Genomic DNA, 21,418 nt, shown 5'->3' with positions numbered 1-21,418 from the left:
TTAATCTTCGCTGGTCGCGGCGGCTTCCGGCTTGCGACGCGGGGCGCGACGACGCGGGGCCGCCTCGCCTTCGGCTTCTGGAGCAGCAGCGACCGAAGCGGGGGCGCGGGTCAGGAAGCCCGGCAGGGCCGTCGGGGCGTCGCCTTCGTCCGCAGCGATGGCGGCGGCGGTGCGGCGCGGACGGCGGGCGGGACGGTCCTCGACGGCGGGCGTTTCGACCTTGCTCTCGACAACGGGCGCCTCGACGACGGGCGTCTCTGTGACGGTTTCGGCCTCGGCGTGAGCGGAGGTGTCGGCGCCTTCGCCTTCCTGGCCGTCGAAGCGACGGTTGCGTTCCTCGCGGCGACGCTCCCAGCGTTCGCGACGGCTCTCGCGGCGACCGCCCTCGCCATCGGCGCGGACTTCTTCACCCTCGCGCGGCTCGCGGGGCTCTCGCGGTTCGCGAGGCGGTTGGGCGTCACGGTTCTGGGTCTGGTCGCGGTTCTGATCGCGGTCACGATTTTGGTCGCGGTCACGGTCGCGATTCTGGTCACGGTCCCGATCACGGTTCTGCGTCTGGTCGCGATCGCGGTTGTAGTCCCGATCGCGGTTCTGATCGCGGTTCTGGTTCTGCTCGCTGCGCTCGGCAGCTTCCTGAACCTGGCGGTCGGCGGCCTGCTGGGCGGCGACGAAGGCGGCGGCCTGGGCCCCGGATTCATCCTCGAAATCGATGTCGAAGCCCTGGTTCGACTGTTCGCGCGCGGCGATGTCCGAGAAGGACCGTTGCGGCTGAAGCGCGCGCAGGACGCGGTAATAGTGTTCGGCGTGCTGCTGATAATTTTCGGCCAGCACCCGGTCGCCGCCGGACGAGGCGTCGCGGGCGAGCTGCTGATAGCGCTCGTACACGGTCTGGGCGTTGCCCCGGACCTTGATGTTTTCGGGGCCTTGCGAGTCCCACGAACGATTCGGATTGGCGCTGTTGGCGTTCGACGCGCCCGCCTTGTTCCGATTGCGTCCGCGCTGACGCTTCATGCCCTTGAAATCTCTCATTCGCGCTACCGTGTGCAGGGATGGAGCCCAGGCCGTCGGCCGGTTCCGTCCGTTTCGTGGTTCCGTTTCGCTCGGGGCCGATCCCCGATTGTCGAACTGTCGGAATGCCTTGTCGCCCGCATGGTGCGCCGGTCCTTTCGGGACCGACCGTCATGATCGGCTCAAGTCGCGAACAACCGGGTTGAGGCCCGTAAAGCTGCGTTTGAGTGGGAGACGAGCGAGACTTAACCTGTGCGACGCCCCTTTCCAAGGGGTATTCGTCAAAGCGTCGCACGCGCTCGTTAACTGCCCCGCTTTGCCGATGCCCGCCTGCTGGGCTAGGCATGACCTTTGAGACGACGACGAGGCTATCCCATGCGTGTTCTGGTTCTGGGCGGCGACGGTTTCTGCGGCTGGCCCACGGCCCTGCATCTGTCGGCCAGCGGTTGGGACGTGACCATCGTCGACAACCTGAGCCGCCGAAACATCGACAACGAGCTGGAGGTCCAGTCGCTGACGCCGATCCGCACCATGGGCGAGCGGATCAAGGCGTGGAAGGAAGTCTCCGGCCGCGAGATCGGCTTCGTCAACATGACGGTGGGCAAGGAGTTCGATCGTCTGGTCGCCCTGATCCGCGACTATGCCCCCGACAGCGTGGTGCATTTCGCCGAACAGCGCGCGGCTCCCTATTCGATGAAGTCGGCGCGGCACAAGCTCTACACCGTCGACAACAACATCAACGCCACCAACCATCTGCTGGCCGCCATCGTCGAGAGCGGGCTGGACGTGCATCTGGCGCACCTGGGGACCATGGGGGTCTATGGCTACGGCACCGCTGGCCTGCGTATCCCCGAGGGCTATCTGAAGGTGACGGTGGACACCGACCACGGCCCGGCCGAGCAGGAGATCCTGTTCCCGCCCAATCCGGGCAGCATCTATCACATGACCAAGACGCAGGACGCCCTGCTGTTCCAGTTCTATGCTCGCAACGACAATCTGCGCATCACCGACCTGCACCAGGGCATCGTCTGGGGCACCCAGACGACCGAGACCAAGCAGGACGAACGGCTGATCAACCGGTTCGACTATGACGGCGATTACGGCACCGTGCTGAACCGGTTCCTGATGCAGGCGGCGGTCGGCTATCCGCTGACGGTGCACGGATCAGGCGGCCAGACGCGGGCCTTCATCCATATCCAGGACACGGTGCGCTGCGTCGAACTGGCGCTGAAGAACCCGCCCAGGCGCGGCGAGCGGGTCAAGATCCTGAACCAGATGACCGAGAGCCGGCGCGTGCGCGACCTGGCGGCCATGATCGCCGACAAGACCGGCGCCGAAATCCACAATGTCGCCAACCCCCGCCAGGAGGCCGACGAGAACGATCTGGTCGTCGCCAACGACCAGTTCCGCGACCTGGGGCTGAAGCCGATCACCCTGGCGCAGGGCCTGATGGACGAGGTGACCGAGATCGCCCGCCGCTACGCCGACCGGGCCGATCTGACGCGGGTCCCATGCGTGTCCGCCTGGAACCAACGCCGGGCGGAGGCGCTGGAAAATGAGGCGCGTCCGCCAGTCGCCGCGCCGCTTTCCAAAGTTCTGACGGCCTGAGTAACGTGATGCCTACCGACGTCCCCTCTTCCCTCAACCTGCTGGTCTTCGGCGGCGGCTATCTGGGACGGGCGGCGGCGCTGGAGGCGATCCGGCGCGGCGGGCGGGCGACCGCCACCTCGCGCGATCCCGAACGCCGTCGCGCGCTGGCGGCGGAGGGGATCACGGCTATCGACCCGACCGATACGACCGCGCTGAAGACGGCGCTGGAGGCCGCGACGGCGGTCCTGATCACCGCCGCGCCGGACGCCCACGGCTGCCCCGGGTTGCGCGCCCTGGGACCGCTGGCCGGCGACGCCTGGCCGGACTGGATCGGCTATGTCTCCTCCACCTCCGTCTATGGCGACCGGGCCGGGGGCTGGGTGTTCGAGACCGGCCCCCTGAACGCCGCCACCCTGGAGGGCGCACGCCGGGTGCGGGCCGAGCGCGACTGGCTGGACGGGGCGCAGGGGATGGGGCTGACGGTGCAGATCTTCCGCCTGCCAGGCTTCTATGGGCCGGGACGCAGCGTGGTCGAGCGGCTGCGAGACGGCACGGCGAAACTGGTCAGGAAGCCGGGCCAGGTCTTCAACCGCATCCATGTGGACGACATCGTCTCGGGCCTGTTCGCCTCGATGGCACGGCCGCGTCCGGGGGCGGCCTACAATCTGACCGACGACGAACCCTCGCCCGCGGACGTGGTGATGGAATGGGCCGCCGACCGGATGGGCCTGCCCCGCCCGCCCCAGGTCGATTGGACCGACGACAGCGTCAGCGAGGCGATGCGGCGCTTCTACCTGGATTCCAAACGCGTCTCGAACGCGCTGGCCAAGGCCGAGCTAGGCTGGCGGCCTGCCTATCCGACCTGGCGCGAAGGGCTGGCGACGCTGCTGGATGCGCCACCGCCGTTGCGGTTGGTGAGTTGATCACACCCCGTCATCCTCGGGCTTGACCCGAGGACCGGATGATCCGCCGCTCATGCGAAGGGGCGACGCACAGTCCGACCGACGCTCGGTCCTCGGGTCAAGCCGGTGAGTAGCTTAGAACGGCAGCAAATTCCGCTGGCGGCTATAGCTCATCGTGCCGACGTTGGCGCCCAGGCGCAGGCCGACGCCGGTGCGGATGGGGGCCAGGACGATGCCGTCGGCGCGCTGATAGTTCACGCCCATGCCGGCGACCAGATAGGCCGAACCCTCGACCCCCGGATAGCGGCGATAGATCATGTCGGGGTGGTACAGGCCGTAGACTAGGGTGAAGACCCGGCTGGCGTTGCCGCCCCAGTCCCAACCCACGGACGCGCCCTGCCAGAACACCTCCTGCGAGGCCGACAGGTCCTTCATGTGCAGGGCGCCGCGGCCGTAACGCGCGCCGACGACCACGGCGCCGGACCCTTCCTCGCCTGCGATATAGGCGGTGGGGCGGTCGCCCTGGTCGGCGAAGATACGCTCGATGGCGCCGCCCACGACCTCGGCCGCAATGCCCAACTCGCGCGAACCGGCCGAGACCAGTTCGTCGAAGCTGTAGGCCTGGGCGGTCTGGTCCGAGCGGATCGGATAGTTGGGATCGCGCGCCGGCGCCGTGGCGCAGGCGCCGACGGCCGAGGCGCCGGCGGCTGTGGCCAGGCCGGAAAGAATCATTTGGCGACGATGCATGGGGGACGCTCCGAAGGCGGCGAGAGGACGGCCGGCTGGCGCGCCGGTCTTCGCTGCACCGTCCCCGACCTTTGCGGCAGCCTTGCGGCTTCAAGGTTAACGGGGGCTTACGTTGCTGGCTCTGTTGCGCTGGCGGCGAAGTCCGCGCCGGGAAGTTTGGCGACGCACGTCATCACGGGCGGCGCACCAGGGTCGTTGATGAAGTCGAACGCCATACGCCCCCCGCAGGCGTTGAAGCTGGCGCCGTGACTGAGGCCCGGCATCTGCACGAAAAAGGCCTTCGGCATGTTCACCAGCACCCGTTGCCCCCATTGCGGCGGGGTGGATGGATCGAACTCGCCCGCGAGGATCAGGGTGGGGACATCGCTACGCACCGCCTCGTTCTCGACCGCCGGCGCCGGTGCGATATTCCAGGCCTCACACATGGCCGGCGACGCCGCACGGGCGTCCATGCCGCCCAGACCGTAATCCGCCGACGTCTGCGCCCGGACGCGATCCGCATTCTGAAACGGCGCCTCTTCGCTGCACCAGACCGACAATCTCAGCCCCCAGGTGAAGTTCGAGAGACCCTGGCCCTGAGTGATCCAGCCGGCCATTTCTTCATACCGACCCGCCAGAGCCCCACCCACGGCGCGGGGGATGAGGGGAATGAGACGCGGGTTCTGCAAGGCCATGCCGACGGCCTGGACGACCTCAGCCCCTCTTGCATCTATCGAGGGATCGGCCAGACCGAAGGGCAGACGTTCGCTGTCGGCCTTGGCCACCAGGGCCTGGAAGTCCGCCCTTGGGTTCGGCCAGGCCGCCGCACAGACAGGGTCCACGGCGCATCCGTCGAACACCGCGTTGAGCGCGCGCCAGGTGTTGGCGCTGGCGGTCTCGTCATAGTTCACCTCGGGCGGCAAAGCGGAGTCCAGCACCATTGCCCGCACCGAGGCCGGATGCCGCCTGGCGACCGTTAGCGCCAGCCGCGTCCCATAAGACAGGGCGTAGAGATTCAGTTGGGGATAGCCCAGGGCGACACGAAGATCTTCGATGTCGTCGGCCGCCTCCGCCGAGTTGTAGCCGTTCAGGTCCGCTCCGGCGTCCTCAAGTCTCGTACGACAGGCTCCGGCTGCGGCGGACAAAGCCGCCTGCCCCGCCCCTGCCCGTAATCGACCCGCGCCGATCTCGCCTTTCAGAGCGTTGATCTCAGGGCATTCAAGCGCCGGCTGAGACAGTCTCGCGCCGCGCGGCTCCAGCAACACTTGATCGCGTGCGTCGAGGAAAGGATTGCTCTTGCCCGAGCGCTGGCCGGTCAATGCGCTGTTGCCGGGACCGCCTGTCAGGAACATGACTGGGTCGGACGCCGGTTGGGCCGCGCGACTGCGGAAGATGATGACCGGCAGCCGGATCATCCGGCTGTCCGCCACCGACCTGTTTTCCGGGACGTTCAACGTGCCGCAGTCGATCTTTTCGCCAGCCGCGACCTCGACGACGCAGGAGCCCGGCTCAAAGAAGGCGCGCGAGGGCGCGGTCTGCGCGAACGCGACGCCTGGGATGGTCGCCGCCACAGCCAAGCATAGTTTCAGTATGTTCAAAGCGGCGCCCCCGGTTCGCCGTCACCGTCGCGACTTGCGCTCAATGGGGCAACTTAAGGATCGGTAACGCCGCTAGGACCGTGGGTACGTCAGCCTTACCCCCGCAGCTTGCCGCCCTGCTTCTCCACCGCCGCCACGACCTTGGCGGTCAGGGCTTCGATCTCGGCTTCGGTCAGGGTGGCGTCGCGGGGTTGGATGACGACTTCCAGGGCGACGGACTTGAAGCCGTCGTCCACGCCCTTGCCGCGATAGACGTCGAAGACGCGGACCTCGGCGATCAGGGCCTTATCGGCGCCGGTCGCGGCTCGGACCAGGTCGCCGACCGGCTTGGCGTCCTCGACCACGAAGGCGAAGTCGCGGGTCAGGGGCATCAGGGCGGACAGGTCGGCGGATCCTCGCGCCTTGCCGCCCCCATTCTTGCTTTTCTGGCCGCGCGGCTCGGGGACGTTGTCGAGCACGATCTCGAAGGCCAGGATCGGACCGTCGGCGTCCAGCGCCTTCAGCACGCGCGGATGCAGTTCACCGAGCTCGACCATGACGTTCTTGGGACCCAGCTGCAGCCGGGCCGAACGGCCGGGGTGCCACCAGTCGCGGTTCTGGCCTTGCGTCAGTTGCAGCGAGGCGACCGGGGCGCCGATCTCTTCCAGCAGGGTGGTCAGGTCGCCCTTGAGCGTGAACAGAGCGTCCTCGCCGGCGCCGGCCCAGTGGCGGGCGGCGTGCGGGGCGACCAGGGCGGTGATCACCGTGCGCTGATCCGCGGGACCGTCGCCCAGATAGATGGGGCCGATCTCGAACAGGGCGGCGTCGGCGAAGCCGCGCGCGGCGTTCCTCGCCGCCGCCTGGATCAGGTTCGGCAGGGCCGACGGCCGCATGCAGTCCAGATCGGCTGCGATCGGGTTCTCCAGCACCAGCCTGTCATCGCCGCCGCCGAACAGGACGGCTGTCGATTGCTTGGTGAAGGACCAGGTGACGGCCTCGGCGTAGCCCAGGGCGGCCAGGGCCCGGCGCGCCGTGCGGACGCGGGCCTGGCGCGGGCTCAGCACGCCGCCGGCGGGGCGAGCGGCCTCAGGCAGGGGCGTGTCGGGCAGGCTGTCGAAGCCCTCGATCCGGGCGACCTCCTCGACCAGATCGGCGCGGCCCTCGACGTCGCGGCGCCAGGACGGCGGGGTGACGATCCAGGGCTCGGCCTGATCGGCGGGGCCGGCGGTGACCAGGAAGCCGAGCTGGCCCAGGATGGTCCCGATCCGGTCGTCGGCCAGGTCCATGCCCGTCAGCCGCTTCACATAGGCGGGGTCGAAGGCGAAGGGCGCCGGGCTGGCGGGGGGTTCGCCGACGAAGACGATCTCGGACGGCTCGCCGCCGCACAGGTCCAGGATCAGGCGGGTGGCCAGTTCCAGCCCCGGCGTGACCGAGACCGGATCGACTCCGCGCGCGAACCGATACTGGGCGTCGGAATGGATGCCGAGCGCCCGGCCCGTCTGGGCGACGACCAGCGGGTCGAACCAGGCGCTTTCGACGAAGACGTCGGTCGTGGTCTCGTCACAGCCGGTCGACTCGCCGCCCATCACGCCGCCCAGGCCGATGGGACGCTCGCCCCCGGCGTCGGCGATGACGCAGTCGGCGGCCGATGCCGCGTAGGTTTTTCCGTCCAGGGCGATCAGATGTTCGGGCTCGCCGCCCTCGATATGAGCCGTCTCGGCTGAGACCTGGCCCGCGCGCACCACGATCTCGGTCCCAACCAGCTTGGCCACGTCATAGACGTGTAGCGGCCGGGCGCGGTCGTAGGCGATCAGATTGGTCACATCGACCAGACGGTTGATCGAGCGCAGGCCGATGGCGGTCAGGCGTTTTTGCAGCCAGGCCGGCGACGGCCCGTTCTTGACGCCCCGAATGACGCGACCGGCGAAGACCGGGCACATCTGCGGCGCATCCAGCCGCACGCTAATCGGCGACGGGAAGGCCCCGCGCACCACCGCGATGTCGAAATGCTTCAGCTTGCCGACGCTCGCGGCGGCCAGATCCCGCGCGATGCCGGCGACGCCCAGCCAGTCGGGGCGGTTCGGCGTGACCTCGAAATCGATCACGGGTTCGGCGCCGAACAGGCCGGCGACCGGGGTTCCCACCGGGATCTCGGGCGGCAGTTCCTGGATGCCGTCGCTCTCGTCCGACAGCTCAAGCTCCGACGCCGAACACAGCATGCCGTTCGACACCACGCCGCGTACCGGCTTCTCGACCAGGGTCACGCCCAGGCCGGGCACATAGGCGCCGATGGGGGCGTAGATGGTGGTCAGGCCCGCCCGCGCGTTCGGCGCGCCGCAGACGATCTCCTTCAAGCCATCGACGGTCTCGACCTGACAGACCTGCAGCCGGTCGGCGTTCGGGTGACGCTCGGCCGACAGGATTTTGGCCACGGTGAAGGGCGCGAGCTTGGCGGCGGGGTCGATGACCTCCTCGACCTCCAGCCCGGCCATGGTCATGGCCTCGGCGATCCGATGCACGTCCGCCTCGGTTTCGAGGTGGTCCTTCAGCCAGGACAGGGTGAATTTCATAACGGTCTCAGGCCTTGGGCTTGTCGGTAAGGGCGGCGACCTGGTCGAGGAACTCGTCCGTGCCGGTGAAGCCGACGCCATAGAATTCGCAGCCGATGAATTTGCAGTCGCGCATCGGGATCGTGCCGATGGCCTTGTCGCCCAGCGAACGGGTCAGCAGGTTCTTGATGCTGCCCCGACCGTCGCCGAAGTTCGTATCGGTGAAGGTGACGCCGTTCGACACCAAGATGACGGCCGGCCCCTGGAAGCGGCAGCCCGTGAAGGTGCGGCCCTCGACCAGCGGAACTCCTTTGGCATCGGCGGCAGCATAGAGTTCGTACAAGATGATGTCGACGTTCTCGAACCTCGCTGCGTTCAGGTCCGGCGCGTCGGCGAGCGGGCGATTGATCGGCAGTATGGTTTTCATCAGCTCAGTCCGCTGGCCGGATTGGGGGCGGCGAACGCCGAGAAGCCGTAGTGCGACAGCCAGCGGGTGTCGGCGTCGAACATAGGACGCAGGTCGGGCACGCCGTATTTCAGCATGGCCAGGCGGTCCACGCCCATGCCGAAGGCGAAGCCCTGATACTCGTCCGGGTCGATGCCGCAGTTCCGCAGCACATTGGGATGCACCATTCCGCAGCCCAGGATCTCCAGCCAGTCGTCGCCTCTGTTGAACACCAGCTTGCCGCCCGAGCGGTCGCAGCGGATGTCCATCTCGGCCGAAGGTTCGGTGAAGGGGAAGTGGTGCGGCCGGAACCGCGCCTGGACCTCGTCCAGTTCGAAGAAGCGGGCGATGAAGGTCTGAAGCGTGGTCTTAAGGTGACCCATATGGATGTCGCGATCGATCACCAGGCCTTCGATCTGGTGGAACATCGGCGTGTGGGTGGCGTCCGAATCCTTACGGAAGGTGCGGCCCGGCGCGATGATGCGGATCGGCGGCTTCTGGGACATCATGGTGCGGACCTGCACCGGGCTGGTGTGGGTGCGCAGCACCTTGCGCTCGCCCGTTTCCGGGTCGGGCTTCAGGAAGAAGGTGTCGTGCATCTCCCGCGCCGGGTGTTTGGGCGGGAAGTTCAGGGCGGTGAAGTTGTGGAAGTCGTCCTCGATATCCGGGCCTTCGGCGACCGCAAAGCCCATCTCGGCGAACAGGGCGATCATCTCGTCCATCACCTGCATGGTGGGGTGAACCCCGCCCTTGCGACGCGGCCAGGCCGGCAGGGTCAGGTCGATGCGCTCGGCCTGGAGCCGCGCGTCCAGTTCGGCGGCCTCCAGTTCGGCCTTCTTGGCCGTGATGGCGGCGGCGACGCGGTCGCGCAGGCCGTTGATCATCGGCCCCTGTTCGCGGCGTTCGTCGGGGCTCATCGCACCCATGCCCTTCAGCAGGCCGGAGACGGAGCCGGACTTGCCCAGGGCGGCGACACGCACCTCTTCCAGGGCGGCGACGCCTTCGGCGCCGCCGATGGCGTTGATCAGGTCGAGTTCGAGTGTGGCGAGATCGGTCATTTGCCCCGTGCCTTAACGGGTGGAACGGCTTTCGTCACCCTTCAAGGGGCGGATGCGATGGCCTGAAGTTCGGACGCCGGCGCCTTGTTGGCCGCGACGATCCAGGCGGGCGGTTCCGGCTCCCAGCGGATGGGCCGGCCGTCGGTCTGCATCCAGCGGTGCAGCCATGAGATTCCGTTGGCGCGGACATAGGTATCGGCGTGGCCGTAGACCGGATCGGACAACGCTTCCTCCAGCGGCACGAAGCGATAGCCGCGCGCAAGATAGAGGGCGTGGACCTGCGGATAATACGCCTGGTTCAGACTGTTGGCGTGCAGCAGCAGGACCTGGGCCGGTTCGCGACCGCCAGCGATCTCGGCGCTGTAGGGTTCGAAGAAATCCAGCACCGTGGTCATGTGCGCCACATAGGCTTGACCGATGCGCTGCATCAGGGCCGTGTCGCCCAGCGACTCGGCCTTGCGATAGACGTCGGCGAACATCCAGTCGTTGTTGTCGATCGTGACCGGCGCCACCGTATAGCCGCGCTGGGCCAGGCCTGCCGCGATGGCGTCGTGCTTGTCCTGGGTCTCGCCGGTGAACAGATAGGGATGGCGGAACCAGCGCAGGGCCTTGCCGCGCGCCTCCAGCACGTCGCGGACGATCGGGGCGCCTGCGTCCACGTCGGCCAAATAGGTCTCGGCCGTCGTGCGGTGGATGTTGATGTGGCTGAAGGTGTGGTTGCCCAGGTCCAGTCCACCGTCCAACCAGACGTTCAGCACGCGGGGCAGGGTCGTGGCGCGTTCGGCCTCGCACACCTTGCCCGCATTGACGAAGGCCGCACCGTGGGTGTCGAGCGGCTTCAGCATGGCGACGAAGTCTTCGGTGATCGTCATCATCCGCGCCGGATCGCACAAGGTCGCCTCGTCCGCCTGGAACGGCAGGTCGTCGAAGGTGACAGCGACGCGGCGCTCCTGCGCGACGGCGGGGTGGGCCAGGGCGAGAGCGAGAGCCAGGCTGCAGATCAGGGGGCGCATCATGGTGCGAGGCTAGCGTCGAAGCACGCGTGGGGAAACGTCCATTTGAAATTATGTGATTTCCGTCCGTTAACGGATCAACTGTCGAAAACCCGCCGCGAAAGGTTCATGAACGGCAAAGCTGGCGTTAAATATCAGCCGCTAAGCAGGCCTCCGAACGGGTGAGGACCTTGATGCCGCGTATCGGTGACTTCGTTGATTTGATCGCGCCGGTGGCCCCGTCTACGCCCGGCGCCGAGGTGTTCGAACGGTTCCAGACCGAGCCGAACACCCTGGCCCTGGCCGTCGTGGACGACGACGGCCGCCCGGTCGGCATCATCGAGCGCAACGCCTTCACCCTGAGGATGGCGGCCGAGTTCGGACGCGCCCTCTATGCCAGGAAACCCGCCGAAAGCCTGATGGATCGCAACGCCCCCATGGCGGACGCGGCGACCAGCGCGGAGGCCTTCTTCCAAGCCTATGGGGCGGCGGAACTGGGGGCCCTGCTGGGCGGCTTCGTCGTGGTGGCGGACGGTCGCTACGTCGGCGTCGGCACCGCGCTGCAGATCGTACAAGCCGGCGCCGCCCTGCACCGCCAGCGCGCCGAGGAAATGAGCGCCCTGGCCCGCGACCTGGCCATCGCCGAGGCCGAGGCCGTCGCCTCCAGCCGCGCCAAGTCCGAGTTCCTGGCGGTGATGAGCCACGAAATCCGCACGCCCCTGAACGGGGTGCTGGGCGTCGCCGCCCTGATGGACAAGAAGCTGGAGCAGGAAGAGCTGCGCCCCTACGTCCGCACCGTCATCGATTCGGGCCAGAGCCTGCTGCGGCTGCTGACCGACGCGCTGGACATGTCGCGCGCCTCGGCCGGCATGTTGACCCTGGAAGAAGAGCCGCTGGACCTATCGGCCGTCGCCTTCGACATCGACGCCCTGTGGCGCGCGCGGGCCGAAGAGAAGGCCCTGGCCCTGACGATCCACACCGACCTGGCCGTCCCTTACGTTCAGGCCGACGGCATGCGGTTGAAGCAGTTGCTGAACAACCTGATCGGCAACGCCCTGAAGTTCACCCTGACGGGCGAGGTCGTCGCCCTGATCGAAAGCCGGCCCGACGGCGAGGTGATCTTCACCGTGGACGACAGCGGCCCCGGCGTACCCGAGGCGGCGGCGGCGACCATCTTCGACCCCTTCAACACCGGCAAGGCCGGGCGCGAGGGCGCAGGCGCCGGCCTGGGTCTGGCCATCTGCCGCCAGATCGCCGAGCGGATGGGGGGCGGCATCTCCTTGGCGACCTCGCCCCAGGGCGGCGCCCGGTTCCAGGTGCGACTGCCGCTGCGCGTCGCGAACGAACGAGGGACGACGGCGCCCGAAATGGCCGCGCCGACGCCGCACGACACCCTGCATGTGCTGGTGGTGGACGACAATGCGACCAACCGTTTCGTCGCCGGCAAGCTGCTGGAGATGTTCGGCTGCACCTGCGAGATGGCCGAGAACGGGCGCGAGGCGCTGGACGCCGTCAGTGCTCGACCGTTCGACCTGGCCCTGATGGACATCAAGATGCCGGTGATGGACGGGGTCGCCGCGACGCGGGCCATCCGCGCCCTGCCCGGCCCGGCCGGCGCCCTGCCGATCCTGGCGCTGACGGCCAACGCCGATGAGCGTGACGAGTTGGACTATATCGCTGCGGGCATGAACGGGGTGGCGCAAAAGCCGATCCAGCCCGACGCCCTGCTGAACGCCATTCGCATGGTGCTGGCGCAAAGCCGAATGGCGGAAGTGGCCGAAGCCGCCTGAACGGGCGGACTTCCGACAGGCCCTGAAACGAAAAACGCCCGCCCCGGAAAGCGGAGCGGGCGTCATTTTCTTGCGCTACGCTCGCGACGCGGTCGCTCGCGGCTTGAGCGCGGTCCTTACGCCAAACCCTTAAGCCAGAGCGGCGCGGACCTTGTCGGCGACGGCCTTGAAGCCGGTCGCGTCAGCGGCGATCGAGGCCAGAACCTTGCGGTCCAGTTCGATTCCGGCCTTATTCAGGCCGTTGATGAACTGGCTGTAGGTGAAGCCTTCCAGACGGGCGGCGGCGTTGATGCGCTGGATCCACAGGGCGCGGAAGTTACGCTTCTTGGTGCGACGGTCGCGATAGGCGTATTGCCCGGCGCGATCGACGGCGGCCTTGGCCGTACGGATCGTATTCTTGCGGCGGCCGGAGAAGCCCTTGGCCTGCTCCAGAACCTTCTTGTGCTTGGCGTGCGAGGTTACGCCACGTTTAACGCGAGCCATGTCGCTATTCCTTCAAATTCTTTGGGATGGAGATCAGTCGTACAGCGCGCGCCGATCAGGCGTACGGCATGTAGGATTTGATCTTCTTGGCGTCGGCGTCGGCCATGACCTTGGTGCCACGGTTTTGACGGATGTATTTCGAGTTGTGGCTGATCAAGCGGTGACGCTTGCCTGCAACGCCCGACTTCACCTTGCCAGTGGCCGTGAATTTGAAGCGCTTCTTGGCGCCTGACTTCGTCTTCAGTTTCGGCATTTCAGTCTCCTTTTTGGAGGGCTACCGCCCTTCGGGCTGCTTGAGCCGTGGGGAGGTGGTCTTCCAGAGTTTAAGAACCGCCCAGGCATGCCTGTTCGCCCGGCGGTTCGGTACGCGAAGGCGCGGCTTGTAGACGAAGACGCCCGGCGACGCAAGACGTGAGTCAGGTCAAGGACTTGGCCGGCGCATCCGCCGCGACCTGACCCCGCCGGATCGCCCGTCCGGCGTTGATCGCCATGACCGCCGCCGGGATGGTCAGCAGGGCGCCGACCAGGAAGGGCCAGTCGTGCCCCAGGCCGGAAAACAGCGCGCCCGCGATCATGGGCCCGAAGATGCGCGCCACCGAACTGGACGCCATGTTCAGGCCCAGCATGGCCCCCTGCCGGTCGGGCGGCGAAGCGCGGCTGATCATGGCCGAGATATTGGGCATGGCCAGGGACATGCCGCAGGCCCCCACCGCCATGACCAGTGGAATGACCCAGCCCTGAACAATGGGGATGGACAGGGCGCCCAGCTCCAGCCGGGTCGCCGGGAACCAGGCGATGGGCGCCAGCACCTGCAACACCAGCGAGCTTCCGAACAGCAGCATGCCGACCGCCAGCACCCGCGATTCGCCGAACCGCCGAGCCAACTTCCCGGCGAAGAACCCCTGGTTCAGGGTCGAGACGATGCCCACAATCATGAAGCTGAGCCCCACCTCGCGCGCACCCCACGCATAGCGGCTCTCGGCCCACAGGCCGAACACGCTCTCCATCGCCGAAAACCCGGCCATATAGATCAGAGTCACCACCAGCACCCGCGACACCACATCGTTGTCACGCGCATCCTTCAGTCCCGCCAGGAAGGCCGGGCGCGGCGTGGCGGGATCGGCCTTGGCCCGGCTCTCGCGCAGGAAGACGATCACACCGACCGCCGCCACGGCCGCCAGGGCCGCCGCCAAGAAGATGGGCAGCTGATAGCCGAGACGCCCCAACTGCGGTTGGGTCAGAAGTCCGCCCAGCCCCGGCCCGACGATGAAGCCCAGGCCGAAGGCGGCGCCGATCAGCCCCATCCGCCCCGCCCTCTGTTCCGGCGGGGTGACGTCGGCGACATAGCCCTGGACCGTCGAGATGTTGCCCGCCCCCAGGCCGGTGAACAGCCGCACCGCAATCGCCAGCCAGATGTTGGGCACGAAGGCCAGCATCAGATAGCCCAGCGCATTGGCGATCAGGGTGATCAGCAGCACCGGCTTGCGCCCGATCCGGTCCGACAACCGCCCCCAGAAGGGCTCAGCGAAGAACTGGCCCAGCGAATAGGCCGAGAACATCAGCGTGATCTGCCACGCCTCGGCCTTCAGGCTCTGGGCGAAGAAGGGCAGCAGCGGCACCACCAGCCCGAACCCGACCAGATTGATGAACACCGTCGCGAACAACACGGCCAGCACCGGGGTCTTCAGCTTCGGCGGGGTCGTCGGTGTCGCGGTCATGGCCAAGGCTTAGCGCGGCATTCCGTCGCTAGCGAGCCGGATTGTTCGCCTCCAGAAACCGCACGGTCTCACGCAGCATTTGCTGGCGGGTGTCGGCGCGCGACAGCCAGTGATCCTCGCCCTCAAGCTCGATCAGTTCGACCGGCTTGCCGGCACGGCGCATCGCCTCGGCCATGACGCGGCTCTGCTCGATCGCCACCACCGTATCGTCGCGGCCGTGGATCAGCAGCAGCGGCTTGTCGACCGTGTCGGCCAGATAGGCGGGCGACAGCGCATCCAGCGCCCGGTCGTTCAGGCGCGCGGCGCCCATGAACCGGTTCCAGTACCGGACCGTCTGGTTGTTGCGGCTACGCTCTTGCCGGGCCTCCCAGTTCACCATGCGGCGCAGGTCGGAGACGCCGGCGACTGCGACGGCGCAGCGATAGACGCCCCTGTCCAGCGTCAGTCCCGCCATGGCCGCGTAACCGCCGTAGCTGGCGCCGACGATGCAGACCCGGTCGGGATCGACGATGCCCTGCTCGGTCAGCCAGCGGACCCCGTCGGACAGGTCCGTCTGCATCTTGCGACCCCATTCGCCATATCCCGCTTCCAGGAAGGCCCGCGTGTACCCTTCCGAGCCTCGGAAGTTGGGCTGAAGCACCGCATAGCCGCGTGACGCCAGCGCCTGGGCCCACCAGTCGAACCCCATCACATCGCGCGACGCCGGCCCGCCGTGCGCCAGCACGATCAGGGGCAGTTTCTCAGGCGTCTCGACGCCCGGCGGCAGGGTCAGATAACCGGGAATCTTCAGGCCGTCGGCGGCGTCATAGGTGACATGCCGAACCGCGCCGACCTGTTCCGGCGGGATGTCGGGATAGGTGAAGGCCAAGGCGTCGGCGGTGCGACGGTCGAAATCAACCAGTTGGTAGAGGCCGGATTCGCCGATGTCGCTGAAGACCAGGATGCGTTTCTGGTCGGCGCTCCATGACACCAGTTGCGGCGCCTTGCCTTCGAACGCGCGCTCGATCGAACGCCACCGACTGGCCGAGGTCGGGTCGATGAACTCATAGCGCACGCCGTCCTCTTCGACACGCGACCCGCCGATCAGCAGACGGGTCCTTGGATGATGCCACAGCGCGTCCGGGTGATGCGCAAACGGCAGTTTCGTCCACTCGCCGGTATCGACATTGACCTCGAACAGATTGGCCTGCGTCTCGGATTCGGGATCGGCGGCGGCCAGATCGGGTCGATCCGCACTGATCACGACCGTGCGCGGCGTGCGACCCATGCCCAGGAACGTCGGCGTGTCGACGGGCGCATCGGTCGTCCAGGCCTCGCGGAACCGTCGGCCGTTCGGCAGCATCATGGTCCACCGCCCGCTGCGCTCGACATAGCGCGCGGTGGCGATCACGACGCCCTCGCCGTCCAGCACATAGTCGTCCGTTTCTCGATCCATCGGCACGACCGAACGCCCGCGACCGGAACTCAGATCGACCCTGTGCAGATCGGACTGTCCCGTTTCGACGTTGAAGCCGCGCACGAACAGCGTCGGTCCCTGGTCGGTCTCGCGAACCGATGCGCCGCCATAGAGCACCGGCAGAACATCCTGCGTGCGATCCAGCACACGGGTCAGCTTCTGAGTCTCCAGATCGAGGATCATGCCGAAATAGAGCTCGGACCGAGGCACCCCCAGAAGATGGATGGCCCGCGTCTGGGAGCTGATGATCAGCACCTTGCCTTCGCCGATCCAGCGCAGATCGCGCACCTTGGCCTCGCCGATGGACGCGGCGAAGACATGCTCGGCCCTATTCATGTGGGTGACGGCGATGGCCCGCTGCTCGCCCGTCACGACGATGCGCGCGATCAGGTCTCCGCTGGGCGACAGCGCCATCAGCTCGACGGTAGGCGACGCCGCGTAAATATCGAGCGACGGCGGGGCGCCCTGCACTTGCGCCTGGGCGCCGGACACCATGCCGCCGCCCAAGGCCACGACGCTCAACACGGTCAGGACCAATCCCGACAAAACAGACTTCAGCATGAACTCCCCCATCCACGGTGAAGCTCAACCAGAAGACGCGGAGCGACGCAAGCGGCGGATGCGCCAACGAAAAACGCCCCGGTCCTGCGACCGGGGCGTTTCGTAATCAGCGATGGATCGCGATCAGCGCGGGGCCAGGATCATGATCATCTGGCGGCCTTCCATCTTGGGCGAGAACTCGACCTTGGCGATTTCGTCGAAATCGGCCTGGACCTTGTTCAGCAGCTTCATGCCCAGTTCGGGGTGTGCCATCTCGCGCCCGCGGAAGCGAAGCGTGACCTTGACCTTGTCGCCCTCGTCGAAGAAGCGGTGCATGGCCTTGGTCTTCACCTCGTAGTCGTGGGTGTCGATGTTGGGGCGCAGCTTGATTTCCTTGAGCTCGACGACCTTCTGGCGCTTGCGCTGCTCGGCCTTCTTCTTCTGCTCCTGGAAACGGTGCTTGCCGTAATCGAGAATCTTGACCACCGGCGGCTCGGAGGTGGAGACGATCTCGACCAGGTCCATCCCGGCTTCTTCGGCGGCTTCGAGCGCGGAAGAGGTGGGCATGACGCCCTGTTTCTCGCCGTTCTGGTCGATGAGCAGAACGCGAGGGGCGCGGATATCCTGGTTCATACGCGGCCCGTCTTTCACGGGTGGCGCTTGCATGGGACGGCGAATGGGCGTCGTTTCCTTATGTGGTCAGAGAAGGCGTGTGTATTGATAAGCGGAATGGCGCAGCTTGCGCCACGTTCCCCTCAAGGCCGCAATATGCGCCCGGAAGCCCGGTTTTTCAAGGCTTCGCGGGCAGGGCGTCGATATAGGCGTCGTGCAGCGCCAGCACCGCCTCGAAGACGTGATCCACGCTCAGGTCCTCGATGGGCGCGAACTGGCCGCGCGTCTCGTTCGACGCCGCCGTGCGCGTCTTGGGACCCCACGGACCATACAGCCACCACTCGGTCGGCCCGAACAGGCCCAGCGTGGGCCGCCCCAGCGCCGCCGAGACATGCATCAGGCCGCTGTCGTTGCCGACGAACAGGTCCGCCCGATCGATGGCGGCGGCCGACGCGAGAATGTCCCCCTTGCCGACGAAGTCGATGCCGCGCGGCCCAGCGGCCTCGAGCGCAGGGGTCGCCGGCGGCCGGTCGCCCGGCCCGCCCACGGGCATGAAACGCCAGCCGTCGAAACGCGGTTCGGCTTTCAGCTTATCCACCAGAGCGCCCCAGCGGTCGGCGGGCCAGCTCTTGCCCGGCTGGTGCGCGATGGGCGCGAGCGCAATGATCCGGCCAGGACCGGCCCCGCCCGCCAGCTGCGGATCGATGACGGCGGCGGCTTCGGCCCGCGCCTGGTCGTCCAGGAAGATTTCGGGATCCAGCGGCGCGGGCGACCCCATCAGGCGCGACACCATCTCGACCTTGCGCAGGCCGGTCTCCCACGAGCGGTTATAGACCACGCGCCGCTTTGTCGGGATCAGATAGCTGAGCGCCGACCCCCGGATGTCGATGACCAGGTCCCAGCGCGTGCCGACCACCTGTTTCCACAGGTCGAGCCAGTGTCCGGACATCTTCTTCTTGTCGAGCACGATAGTCCGCACCACGCCCGGCGCATTGCGGAAGAAGGGCGCCGGCGGGCGACCGCAGGCGACGGTGATCTGCGCCCCCGGAACCTGACGCGCGATCTCGCGGATCACCCCCGACGAGATGACGCAGTCGCCGATGCGATTGGAGGTGACGAACAGAACCTGGGGTGCGGACATGCGCCTGTAGTTCCGCCATCGGGCGTCGGGGTCAAGGGTGACGGGGCGGCAAAGTCGCGGCACAAGAGCGCCATGACCGACATCCAGCACCTGTCCCGCCCCGACGGCGAAATCCTGGCCTTCCGCCACATCGAGGGCGACGGCCCGACCGTGATCTGGGTCGGCGGCTTCCGCTCCGACATGGAGGGGACCAAGGCCCTGGCGCTGGAGAACGCCGCACGCGAATGTGGCTGGAACTACGTCCGCTACGACCATTTTGCCCACGGCCAGTCCTCTGGCGACTGGCGCCAGGCCACCATCGGCCGCTGGCGCGAGGACGCCATCGCCCTGATCGACAGCCTTTCGGGGCCGGTCATCCCCGTCGGGTCGTCGATGGGCGGCTGGGTCTCGTTGCTGGCGACCCTGGCGCGACCCGAGCGGATCAAGGGGCTGGTCCTGATCAACCCGGCCCAGGATTTCACCGAACGGATGATGTGGCCGGGCTTGGCCGACCACGAACGCCAGGCCATCCTGCGCGAGGGCGAGACCCTGATCGTCGAGGAGGGCCTTGGCGAATACGTCCTGACGCGGCGCATGTTTGAAGAGGCGCGCGACTGGCTGCTGCTGGACGGCGTGATCGAGATCGCCGCCCCGGTTCACATCCTGCAGGGCCGCGCGGACGACGTGGTGCCCTGGCGGCATCAGGCCGAACTGGTCGAGCGGCTGACCGGGGGTGACGTGCGGCTCGACCTGATCGAGGGCGGAGACCACCGGCTTTCAACGCCGACCGACCTCGACCGCCTGGTCGCGGCGGTGGAGGCGATGCGGAGCTAGATCCTCCCCCGCTGACGCGGGGGAGGATCGGGTCAGCCCTTACCCGTCAGCGCCCCATACAGATCCGTCCGCCGATCCCGGAAGAAGCCCCAGGCCGCGCGATATTTGTCCAGTTCATCCAAGTCGAAGCGGTGGACCAGCACCCCCTCCTCCTCGGCGCCCAGACTCTCAACCAGGTCGCCGCGCTGATCGGCGATGAAGGAATGGCCGTAGAAGGTCTGGCCAGTCTCCGTCACCGTCTCATGGCCGATGCGGTTGGCGCCGACGACCGGCACGGCGTTGGACACGGCGTGCCCCTGCATGGCGCGCCGCCACGGCTCGGCCGTGTGCAGTTCGGCGTCATGCGGCTCGGTGCCGATGGCCGTCGGATACATCAGCACGTCGGCGCCCATCAGCATCATCGCCCGCGCGGCCTCGGGGAACCACTGGTCCCAGCAGATGCCGACCCCGACCTTGCCGAACCGGGTGTTCCAGACCTTGAAGCCCGTATCGCCAGGCCGGAAATAATACTTCTCCTGATAGCCGGGGCCGTCGGGGATGTGGCTCTTGCGATAGACGCCCAAGGCCTCGCCGTCCGCGTCCAGCATGACCAGCGAGTTGTAATACTGCGGCCCGTCCTTCTCGAAGATTGAGACGGGAATGGCCACGCCCAGCTCCTTCGCCACAGGCGCCATGGCCGTGACGCACGGATGTTCGCGCCATTCATAGGCCTGGGTGAACCAGTGCTCTTCCTGCGAGACGCAGAAATACGGCCCCTGGAACAGTTCCGACGGCAGGATCACCTGCGCGCCCTTGCCCGCCGCCTCACGCACGAAGTCGATGGTCTTGGCGATGTTCGCCTGCATGTCCTCGCCGTACGAGGTCTGGATGCCGGCGACGGTGATGTTGCGGGTCATGCGGGCTCCTGCTGGGAAATGCAGTGGAACGAGCCGCCGCCGGTCAGGATGGCCTTGGACGGCAGCGGGATGATCTCGCGATCGGGGAAGGCCGTCGCCAGGGCTTCGCAGGCGAAACGCGCGGCCTCGTCGTCGCCATAGGTCGGCACAACGACCGCGCCATTGGCGATCAGGAAGTTCATGTGGCTGGCCGGGATCGGCCGTTCGTCCTCATCCAGCACCAGGCCGGGCGACGGGATCCTCAGTACACGGAGCGTGCGTCCCGCCGCGTCGGTCATGCCCGACAGTTCGCGCGCCGTGGCGTCATAGACCTCGGCGTTCGGGTCGTTCCGGCCCCAGGCGATCGGGCAGGCGACGACGCCCGGCGCGACGAAGCGGGCCAGGTTATCGACGTGGCCGTCAGTGTGGTCGTTCAGCAGACCGTCGCCCAGCCACAGCACGGCCTTGGCCCCGATGGCCTTTTCCAGTTCTGCGGTCGCCACCGCCTCGTCCTGGTTCCAGGCCGGGTTGCGGTTCGGGTTCAGTAAGCATTGGCGCGTTGTCAGCACCGTCCCCTCTCCGTCGTGATCCAGCGAACCGCCCTCCATGACGAAGTCGTTCAAGGTCAGGGCCACGCCCGAATGTTCGCCGATCTGGCCCGCGACCAGATCATCGCCCGGCATGTCGTATTTCCCGCCCCAGCCGTTGAACCGGAACGCCGCCGCCGTCTTCGATCCCGCGCCGAAGATCGGCCCGGTGTCACGCAGCCAGATGTCGCCGAACTCGCCGGCCACGACCTCGACATTCTCCACCCCGGCGAAGCGCGCCTGGGCGTCCGCCAGAACCTCGGCCTTGCCGATCATCAGCTTGATCTGCTCGCGCCCCGGCCCCGCCAGCGCCCGAACCAGCCCCTCGACCTCGTCCTGCGCCTGTTCCAGCGCCTCGAACCAGTATTCGGCATGACTGGGCCAACCCACCCACATAGCGCGGTGCGGAGCCCACTCTGCGGGGATGGCGGCAGGGATGGGAGCGGTCATCGGCGAACTGATCCTGTCTGTAATCGGGCACGAAACGCGAGCCGCGCCATATGGTCCCTCGCGCCCCCGACTTCAACGCCGGGCCTATGCGCAAAGAAAAAGGGCG

20 protein-coding genes are annotated in these 21,418 nt (G+C 67.3%); 5 read left to right on the top strand and 15 right to left on the bottom strand.

What is annotated here, in order from left to right:
* The gene (locus CHRYSEO8AT_RS08415; protein WP_159849025.1) at positions 1–1,029 is read right to left on the bottom strand and encodes a DUF4167 domain-containing protein; all 1,029 of its coding nucleotides are present in this window, start codon (positions 1,027–1,029) and stop codon (positions 1–3) included.
* A 354-nt stretch (positions 1,030–1,383) separates the two neighbouring features.
* Between CHRYSEO8AT_RS08415 and CHRYSEO8AT_RS08410 the strand changes: the two genes are divergently transcribed.
* Positions 1,384–2,616, top strand: a complete 1,233-nt coding sequence (locus CHRYSEO8AT_RS08410) for an NAD-dependent epimerase/dehydratase family protein (RefSeq protein WP_159849022.1) — start codon at positions 1,384–1,386, stop codon at positions 2,614–2,616.
* Positions 2,617–2,624: 8 nt separating this feature from the next.
* Positions 2,625–3,521 (top strand): SDR family oxidoreductase, encoded by an 897-nt coding sequence (locus CHRYSEO8AT_RS08405; RefSeq protein WP_159849019.1) that lies wholly within the window; start codon positions 2,625–2,627, stop codon positions 3,519–3,521.
* 114 nt (positions 3,522–3,635) lie between these two features.
* Here CHRYSEO8AT_RS08405 and CHRYSEO8AT_RS08400 read toward each other — a convergent pair whose 3' ends face one another.
* Both CHRYSEO8AT_RS08400 and CHRYSEO8AT_RS08395 read right to left on the bottom strand, forming a co-directional pair.
* Positions 3,636–4,247: a DUF1134 domain-containing protein gene (locus tag CHRYSEO8AT_RS08400; RefSeq protein ID WP_159849016.1), complete on the bottom strand. Its 612-nt coding sequence runs from the start codon at positions 4,245–4,247 to the stop codon at positions 3,636–3,638.
* 107 nt (positions 4,248–4,354) lie between these two features.
* Positions 4,355–5,641 carry an alpha/beta fold hydrolase gene (locus tag CHRYSEO8AT_RS08395; RefSeq protein WP_159849011.1) on the bottom strand — a complete coding sequence of 429 codons (1,287 nt, stop codon included), beginning with the start codon at positions 5,639–5,641 and terminating at the stop codon, positions 4,355–4,357.
* Here CHRYSEO8AT_RS08395 and CHRYSEO8AT_RS08390 point away from each other — a divergent pair.
* Positions 5,619–5,891 (top strand): hypothetical protein, encoded by a 273-nt coding sequence (locus CHRYSEO8AT_RS08390; protein ID WP_159849008.1) that lies wholly within the window; start codon positions 5,619–5,621, stop codon positions 5,889–5,891. The two genes, CHRYSEO8AT_RS08395 and CHRYSEO8AT_RS08390, sit on opposite strands and share 23 nt — an antisense overlap.
* A 28-nt stretch (positions 5,892–5,919) precedes the next feature.
* On the opposite strand, the gene pheT is transcribed toward CHRYSEO8AT_RS08390, so the two are convergent.
* Genes pheT through CHRYSEO8AT_RS08370 form a run of 4 tightly spaced genes read right to left on the bottom strand, consistent with a single transcriptional unit; the run spans position 5,920 to position 10,871 of the window.
* Positions 5,920–8,373 carry a phenylalanine--tRNA ligase subunit beta gene (pheT, locus tag CHRYSEO8AT_RS08385; RefSeq protein ID WP_159849005.1) on the bottom strand — a complete coding sequence of 818 codons (2,454 nt, stop codon included), beginning with the start codon at positions 8,371–8,373 and terminating at the stop codon, positions 5,920–5,922.
* 7 nt (positions 8,374–8,380) lie between these two features.
* Positions 8,381–8,779 carry a hypothetical protein gene (locus tag CHRYSEO8AT_RS08380; protein WP_159849002.1) on the bottom strand — a complete coding sequence of 133 codons (399 nt, stop codon included), beginning with the start codon at positions 8,777–8,779 and terminating at the stop codon, positions 8,381–8,383.
* Complete coding sequence (pheS, locus tag CHRYSEO8AT_RS08375) at positions 8,779–9,855, bottom strand: phenylalanine--tRNA ligase subunit alpha (RefSeq protein ID WP_159848999.1); 1,077 nt, start codon at positions 9,853–9,855, stop codon at positions 8,779–8,781. The genes CHRYSEO8AT_RS08380 and pheS overlap by 1 nt, the downstream gene beginning before the upstream one ends.
* A gap of 41 nt (positions 9,856–9,896) precedes the next feature.
* Positions 9,897–10,871 (bottom strand): polysaccharide deacetylase family protein, encoded by a 975-nt coding sequence (locus CHRYSEO8AT_RS08370; RefSeq protein ID WP_159848996.1) that lies wholly within the window; start codon positions 10,869–10,871, stop codon positions 9,897–9,899.
* 170 nt (positions 10,872–11,041) lie between these two features.
* On the opposite strand from CHRYSEO8AT_RS08370, the gene CHRYSEO8AT_RS08365 reads away from it, so the two are divergent.
* Positions 11,042–12,637, top strand: coding sequence for an ATP-binding protein (locus CHRYSEO8AT_RS08365; protein WP_159848993.1), 1,596 nt, complete (start codon positions 11,042–11,044; stop codon positions 12,635–12,637).
* Between the two features lie 129 nt (positions 12,638–12,766).
* Here the strand turns inward: CHRYSEO8AT_RS08365 and rplT are convergent, their stop codons facing one another.
* The 6 genes from rplT to CHRYSEO8AT_RS08335 form a co-directional block, all read right to left on the bottom strand.
* Positions 12,767–13,120 (bottom strand): 50S ribosomal protein L20, encoded by a 354-nt coding sequence (gene rplT / locus CHRYSEO8AT_RS08360; RefSeq protein ID WP_159848990.1) that lies wholly within the window; start codon positions 13,118–13,120, stop codon positions 12,767–12,769.
* A 55-nt stretch (positions 13,121–13,175) separates the two neighbouring features.
* Positions 13,176–13,373, bottom strand: coding sequence for a 50S ribosomal protein L35 (gene rpmI / locus CHRYSEO8AT_RS08355; RefSeq protein WP_135193772.1), 198 nt, complete (start codon positions 13,371–13,373; stop codon positions 13,176–13,178).
* Positions 13,374–13,536: 163 nt separating this feature from the next.
* Positions 13,537–14,838 (bottom strand): MFS transporter, encoded by a 1,302-nt coding sequence (locus CHRYSEO8AT_RS08350; RefSeq protein ID WP_159848987.1) that lies wholly within the window; start codon positions 14,836–14,838, stop codon positions 13,537–13,539.
* A 28-nt stretch (positions 14,839–14,866) separates the two neighbouring features.
* Positions 14,867–16,855: an alpha/beta fold hydrolase gene (locus tag CHRYSEO8AT_RS08345; protein ID WP_201304383.1), complete on the bottom strand. Its 1,989-nt coding sequence runs from the start codon at positions 16,853–16,855 to the stop codon at positions 14,867–14,869.
* 123 nt (positions 16,856–16,978) lie between these two features.
* Positions 16,979–17,500, bottom strand: coding sequence for a translation initiation factor IF-3 (infC, locus tag CHRYSEO8AT_RS08340; protein ID WP_135193774.1), 522 nt, complete (start codon positions 17,498–17,500; stop codon positions 16,979–16,981).
* A 124-nt stretch (positions 17,501–17,624) separates the two neighbouring features.
* Positions 17,625–18,587 (bottom strand): glycosyltransferase family 9 protein, encoded by a 963-nt coding sequence (locus CHRYSEO8AT_RS08335; protein WP_159848984.1) that lies wholly within the window; start codon positions 18,585–18,587, stop codon positions 17,625–17,627.
* A 72-nt stretch (positions 18,588–18,659) separates the two neighbouring features.
* Here CHRYSEO8AT_RS08335 and CHRYSEO8AT_RS08330 point away from each other — a divergent pair, with 72 nt between their 5' ends.
* Complete coding sequence (locus CHRYSEO8AT_RS08330; RefSeq protein WP_159848981.1) at positions 18,660–19,400, top strand: alpha/beta fold hydrolase; 741 nt, start codon at positions 18,660–18,662, stop codon at positions 19,398–19,400.
* 32 nt (positions 19,401–19,432) lie between these two features.
* Here CHRYSEO8AT_RS08330 and aguB read toward each other — a convergent pair whose 3' ends face one another.
* A complete protein-coding gene (aguB, locus tag CHRYSEO8AT_RS08325) occupies positions 19,433–20,296 on the bottom strand; it encodes an N-carbamoylputrescine amidase (protein ID WP_159848978.1) in 864 nt (287 codons plus the stop codon).
* Positions 20,293–21,312, bottom strand: a complete 1,020-nt coding sequence (locus CHRYSEO8AT_RS08320; protein WP_159848975.1) for an agmatine deiminase family protein — start codon at positions 21,310–21,312, stop codon at positions 20,293–20,295. The genes aguB and CHRYSEO8AT_RS08320 overlap by 4 nt, the downstream gene beginning before the upstream one ends.
* Positions 21,313–21,418: the final 106 nt, after the last annotated feature.

The sequence above is a fragment of the Brevundimonas sp. G8 genome, assembly GCF_902506205.1.
Taxonomy (GTDB): Bacteria; Pseudomonadota; Alphaproteobacteria; order Caulobacterales; family Caulobacteraceae; genus Brevundimonas.
Note: the sequence above shows the minus strand (reverse complement) of the source record. Positions and strands in the feature narration are given on the sequence as shown.

Excerpts from the sequence above, each read along its gene's own strand:
- CHRYSEO8AT_RS08415 (WP_159849025.1), bottom strand. The coding sequence starts at position 1,029 with ATGAGAGATTTCAAGGGCATGAAGCGTCAGCGCGGACGCAATCGGAAC.
- CHRYSEO8AT_RS08410 (WP_159849022.1), top strand. The coding sequence starts at position 1,384 with ATGCGTGTTCTGGTTCTGGGCGGCGACGGTTTCTGCGGCTGGCCCACG.
- CHRYSEO8AT_RS08405 (WP_159849019.1), top strand. The coding sequence starts at position 2,625 with ATGCCTACCGACGTCCCCTCTTCCCTCAACCTGCTGGTCTTCGGCGGC.
- CHRYSEO8AT_RS08400 (WP_159849016.1), bottom strand. The coding sequence starts at position 4,247 with ATGCATCGTCGCCAAATGATTCTTTCCGGCCTGGCCACAGCCGCCGGC.
- CHRYSEO8AT_RS08390 (WP_159849008.1), top strand. The coding sequence starts at position 5,619 with ATGATGACCGGCAGCCGGATCATCCGGCTGTCCGCCACCGACCTGTTT.
- CHRYSEO8AT_RS08395 (WP_159849011.1), bottom strand. The coding sequence starts at position 5,641 with ATGATCCGGCTGCCGGTCATCATCTTCCGCAGTCGCGCGGCCCAACCG.
- pheT (WP_159849005.1), bottom strand. The coding sequence starts at position 8,373 with ATGAAATTCACCCTGTCCTGGCTGAAGGACCACCTCGAAACCGAGGCG.
- CHRYSEO8AT_RS08380 (WP_159849002.1), bottom strand. The coding sequence starts at position 8,779 with ATGAAAACCATACTGCCGATCAATCGCCCGCTCGCCGACGCGCCGGAC.
- pheS (WP_159848999.1), bottom strand. The coding sequence starts at position 9,855 with ATGACCGATCTCGCCACACTCGAACTCGACCTGATCAACGCCATCGGC.
- CHRYSEO8AT_RS08370 (WP_159848996.1), bottom strand. The coding sequence starts at position 10,871 with ATGATGCGCCCCCTGATCTGCAGCCTGGCTCTCGCTCTCGCCCTGGCC.
- CHRYSEO8AT_RS08365 (WP_159848993.1), top strand. The coding sequence starts at position 11,042 with ATGCCGCGTATCGGTGACTTCGTTGATTTGATCGCGCCGGTGGCCCCG.
- rplT (WP_159848990.1), bottom strand. The coding sequence starts at position 13,120 with ATGGCTCGCGTTAAACGTGGCGTAACCTCGCACGCCAAGCACAAGAAG.
- rpmI (WP_135193772.1), bottom strand. The coding sequence starts at position 13,373 with ATGCCGAAACTGAAGACGAAGTCAGGCGCCAAGAAGCGCTTCAAATTC.
- CHRYSEO8AT_RS08350 (WP_159848987.1), bottom strand. The coding sequence starts at position 14,838 with ATGACCGCGACACCGACGACCCCGCCGAAGCTGAAGACCCCGGTGCTG.
- CHRYSEO8AT_RS08345 (WP_201304383.1), bottom strand. The coding sequence starts at position 16,855 with ATGCTGAAGTCTGTTTTGTCGGGATTGGTCCTGACCGTGTTGAGCGTC.
- infC (WP_135193774.1), bottom strand. The coding sequence starts at position 17,500 with ATGCAAGCGCCACCCGTGAAAGACGGGCCGCGTATGAACCAGGATATC.
- CHRYSEO8AT_RS08335 (WP_159848984.1), bottom strand. The coding sequence starts at position 18,587 with ATGTCCGCACCCCAGGTTCTGTTCGTCACCTCCAATCGCATCGGCGAC.
- CHRYSEO8AT_RS08330 (WP_159848981.1), top strand. The coding sequence starts at position 18,660 with ATGACCGACATCCAGCACCTGTCCCGCCCCGACGGCGAAATCCTGGCC.
- aguB (WP_159848978.1), bottom strand. The coding sequence starts at position 20,296 with ATGACCCGCAACATCACCGTCGCCGGCATCCAGACCTCGTACGGCGAG.
- CHRYSEO8AT_RS08320 (WP_159848975.1), bottom strand. The coding sequence starts at position 21,312 with ATGACCGCTCCCATCCCTGCCGCCATCCCCGCAGAGTGGGCTCCGCAC.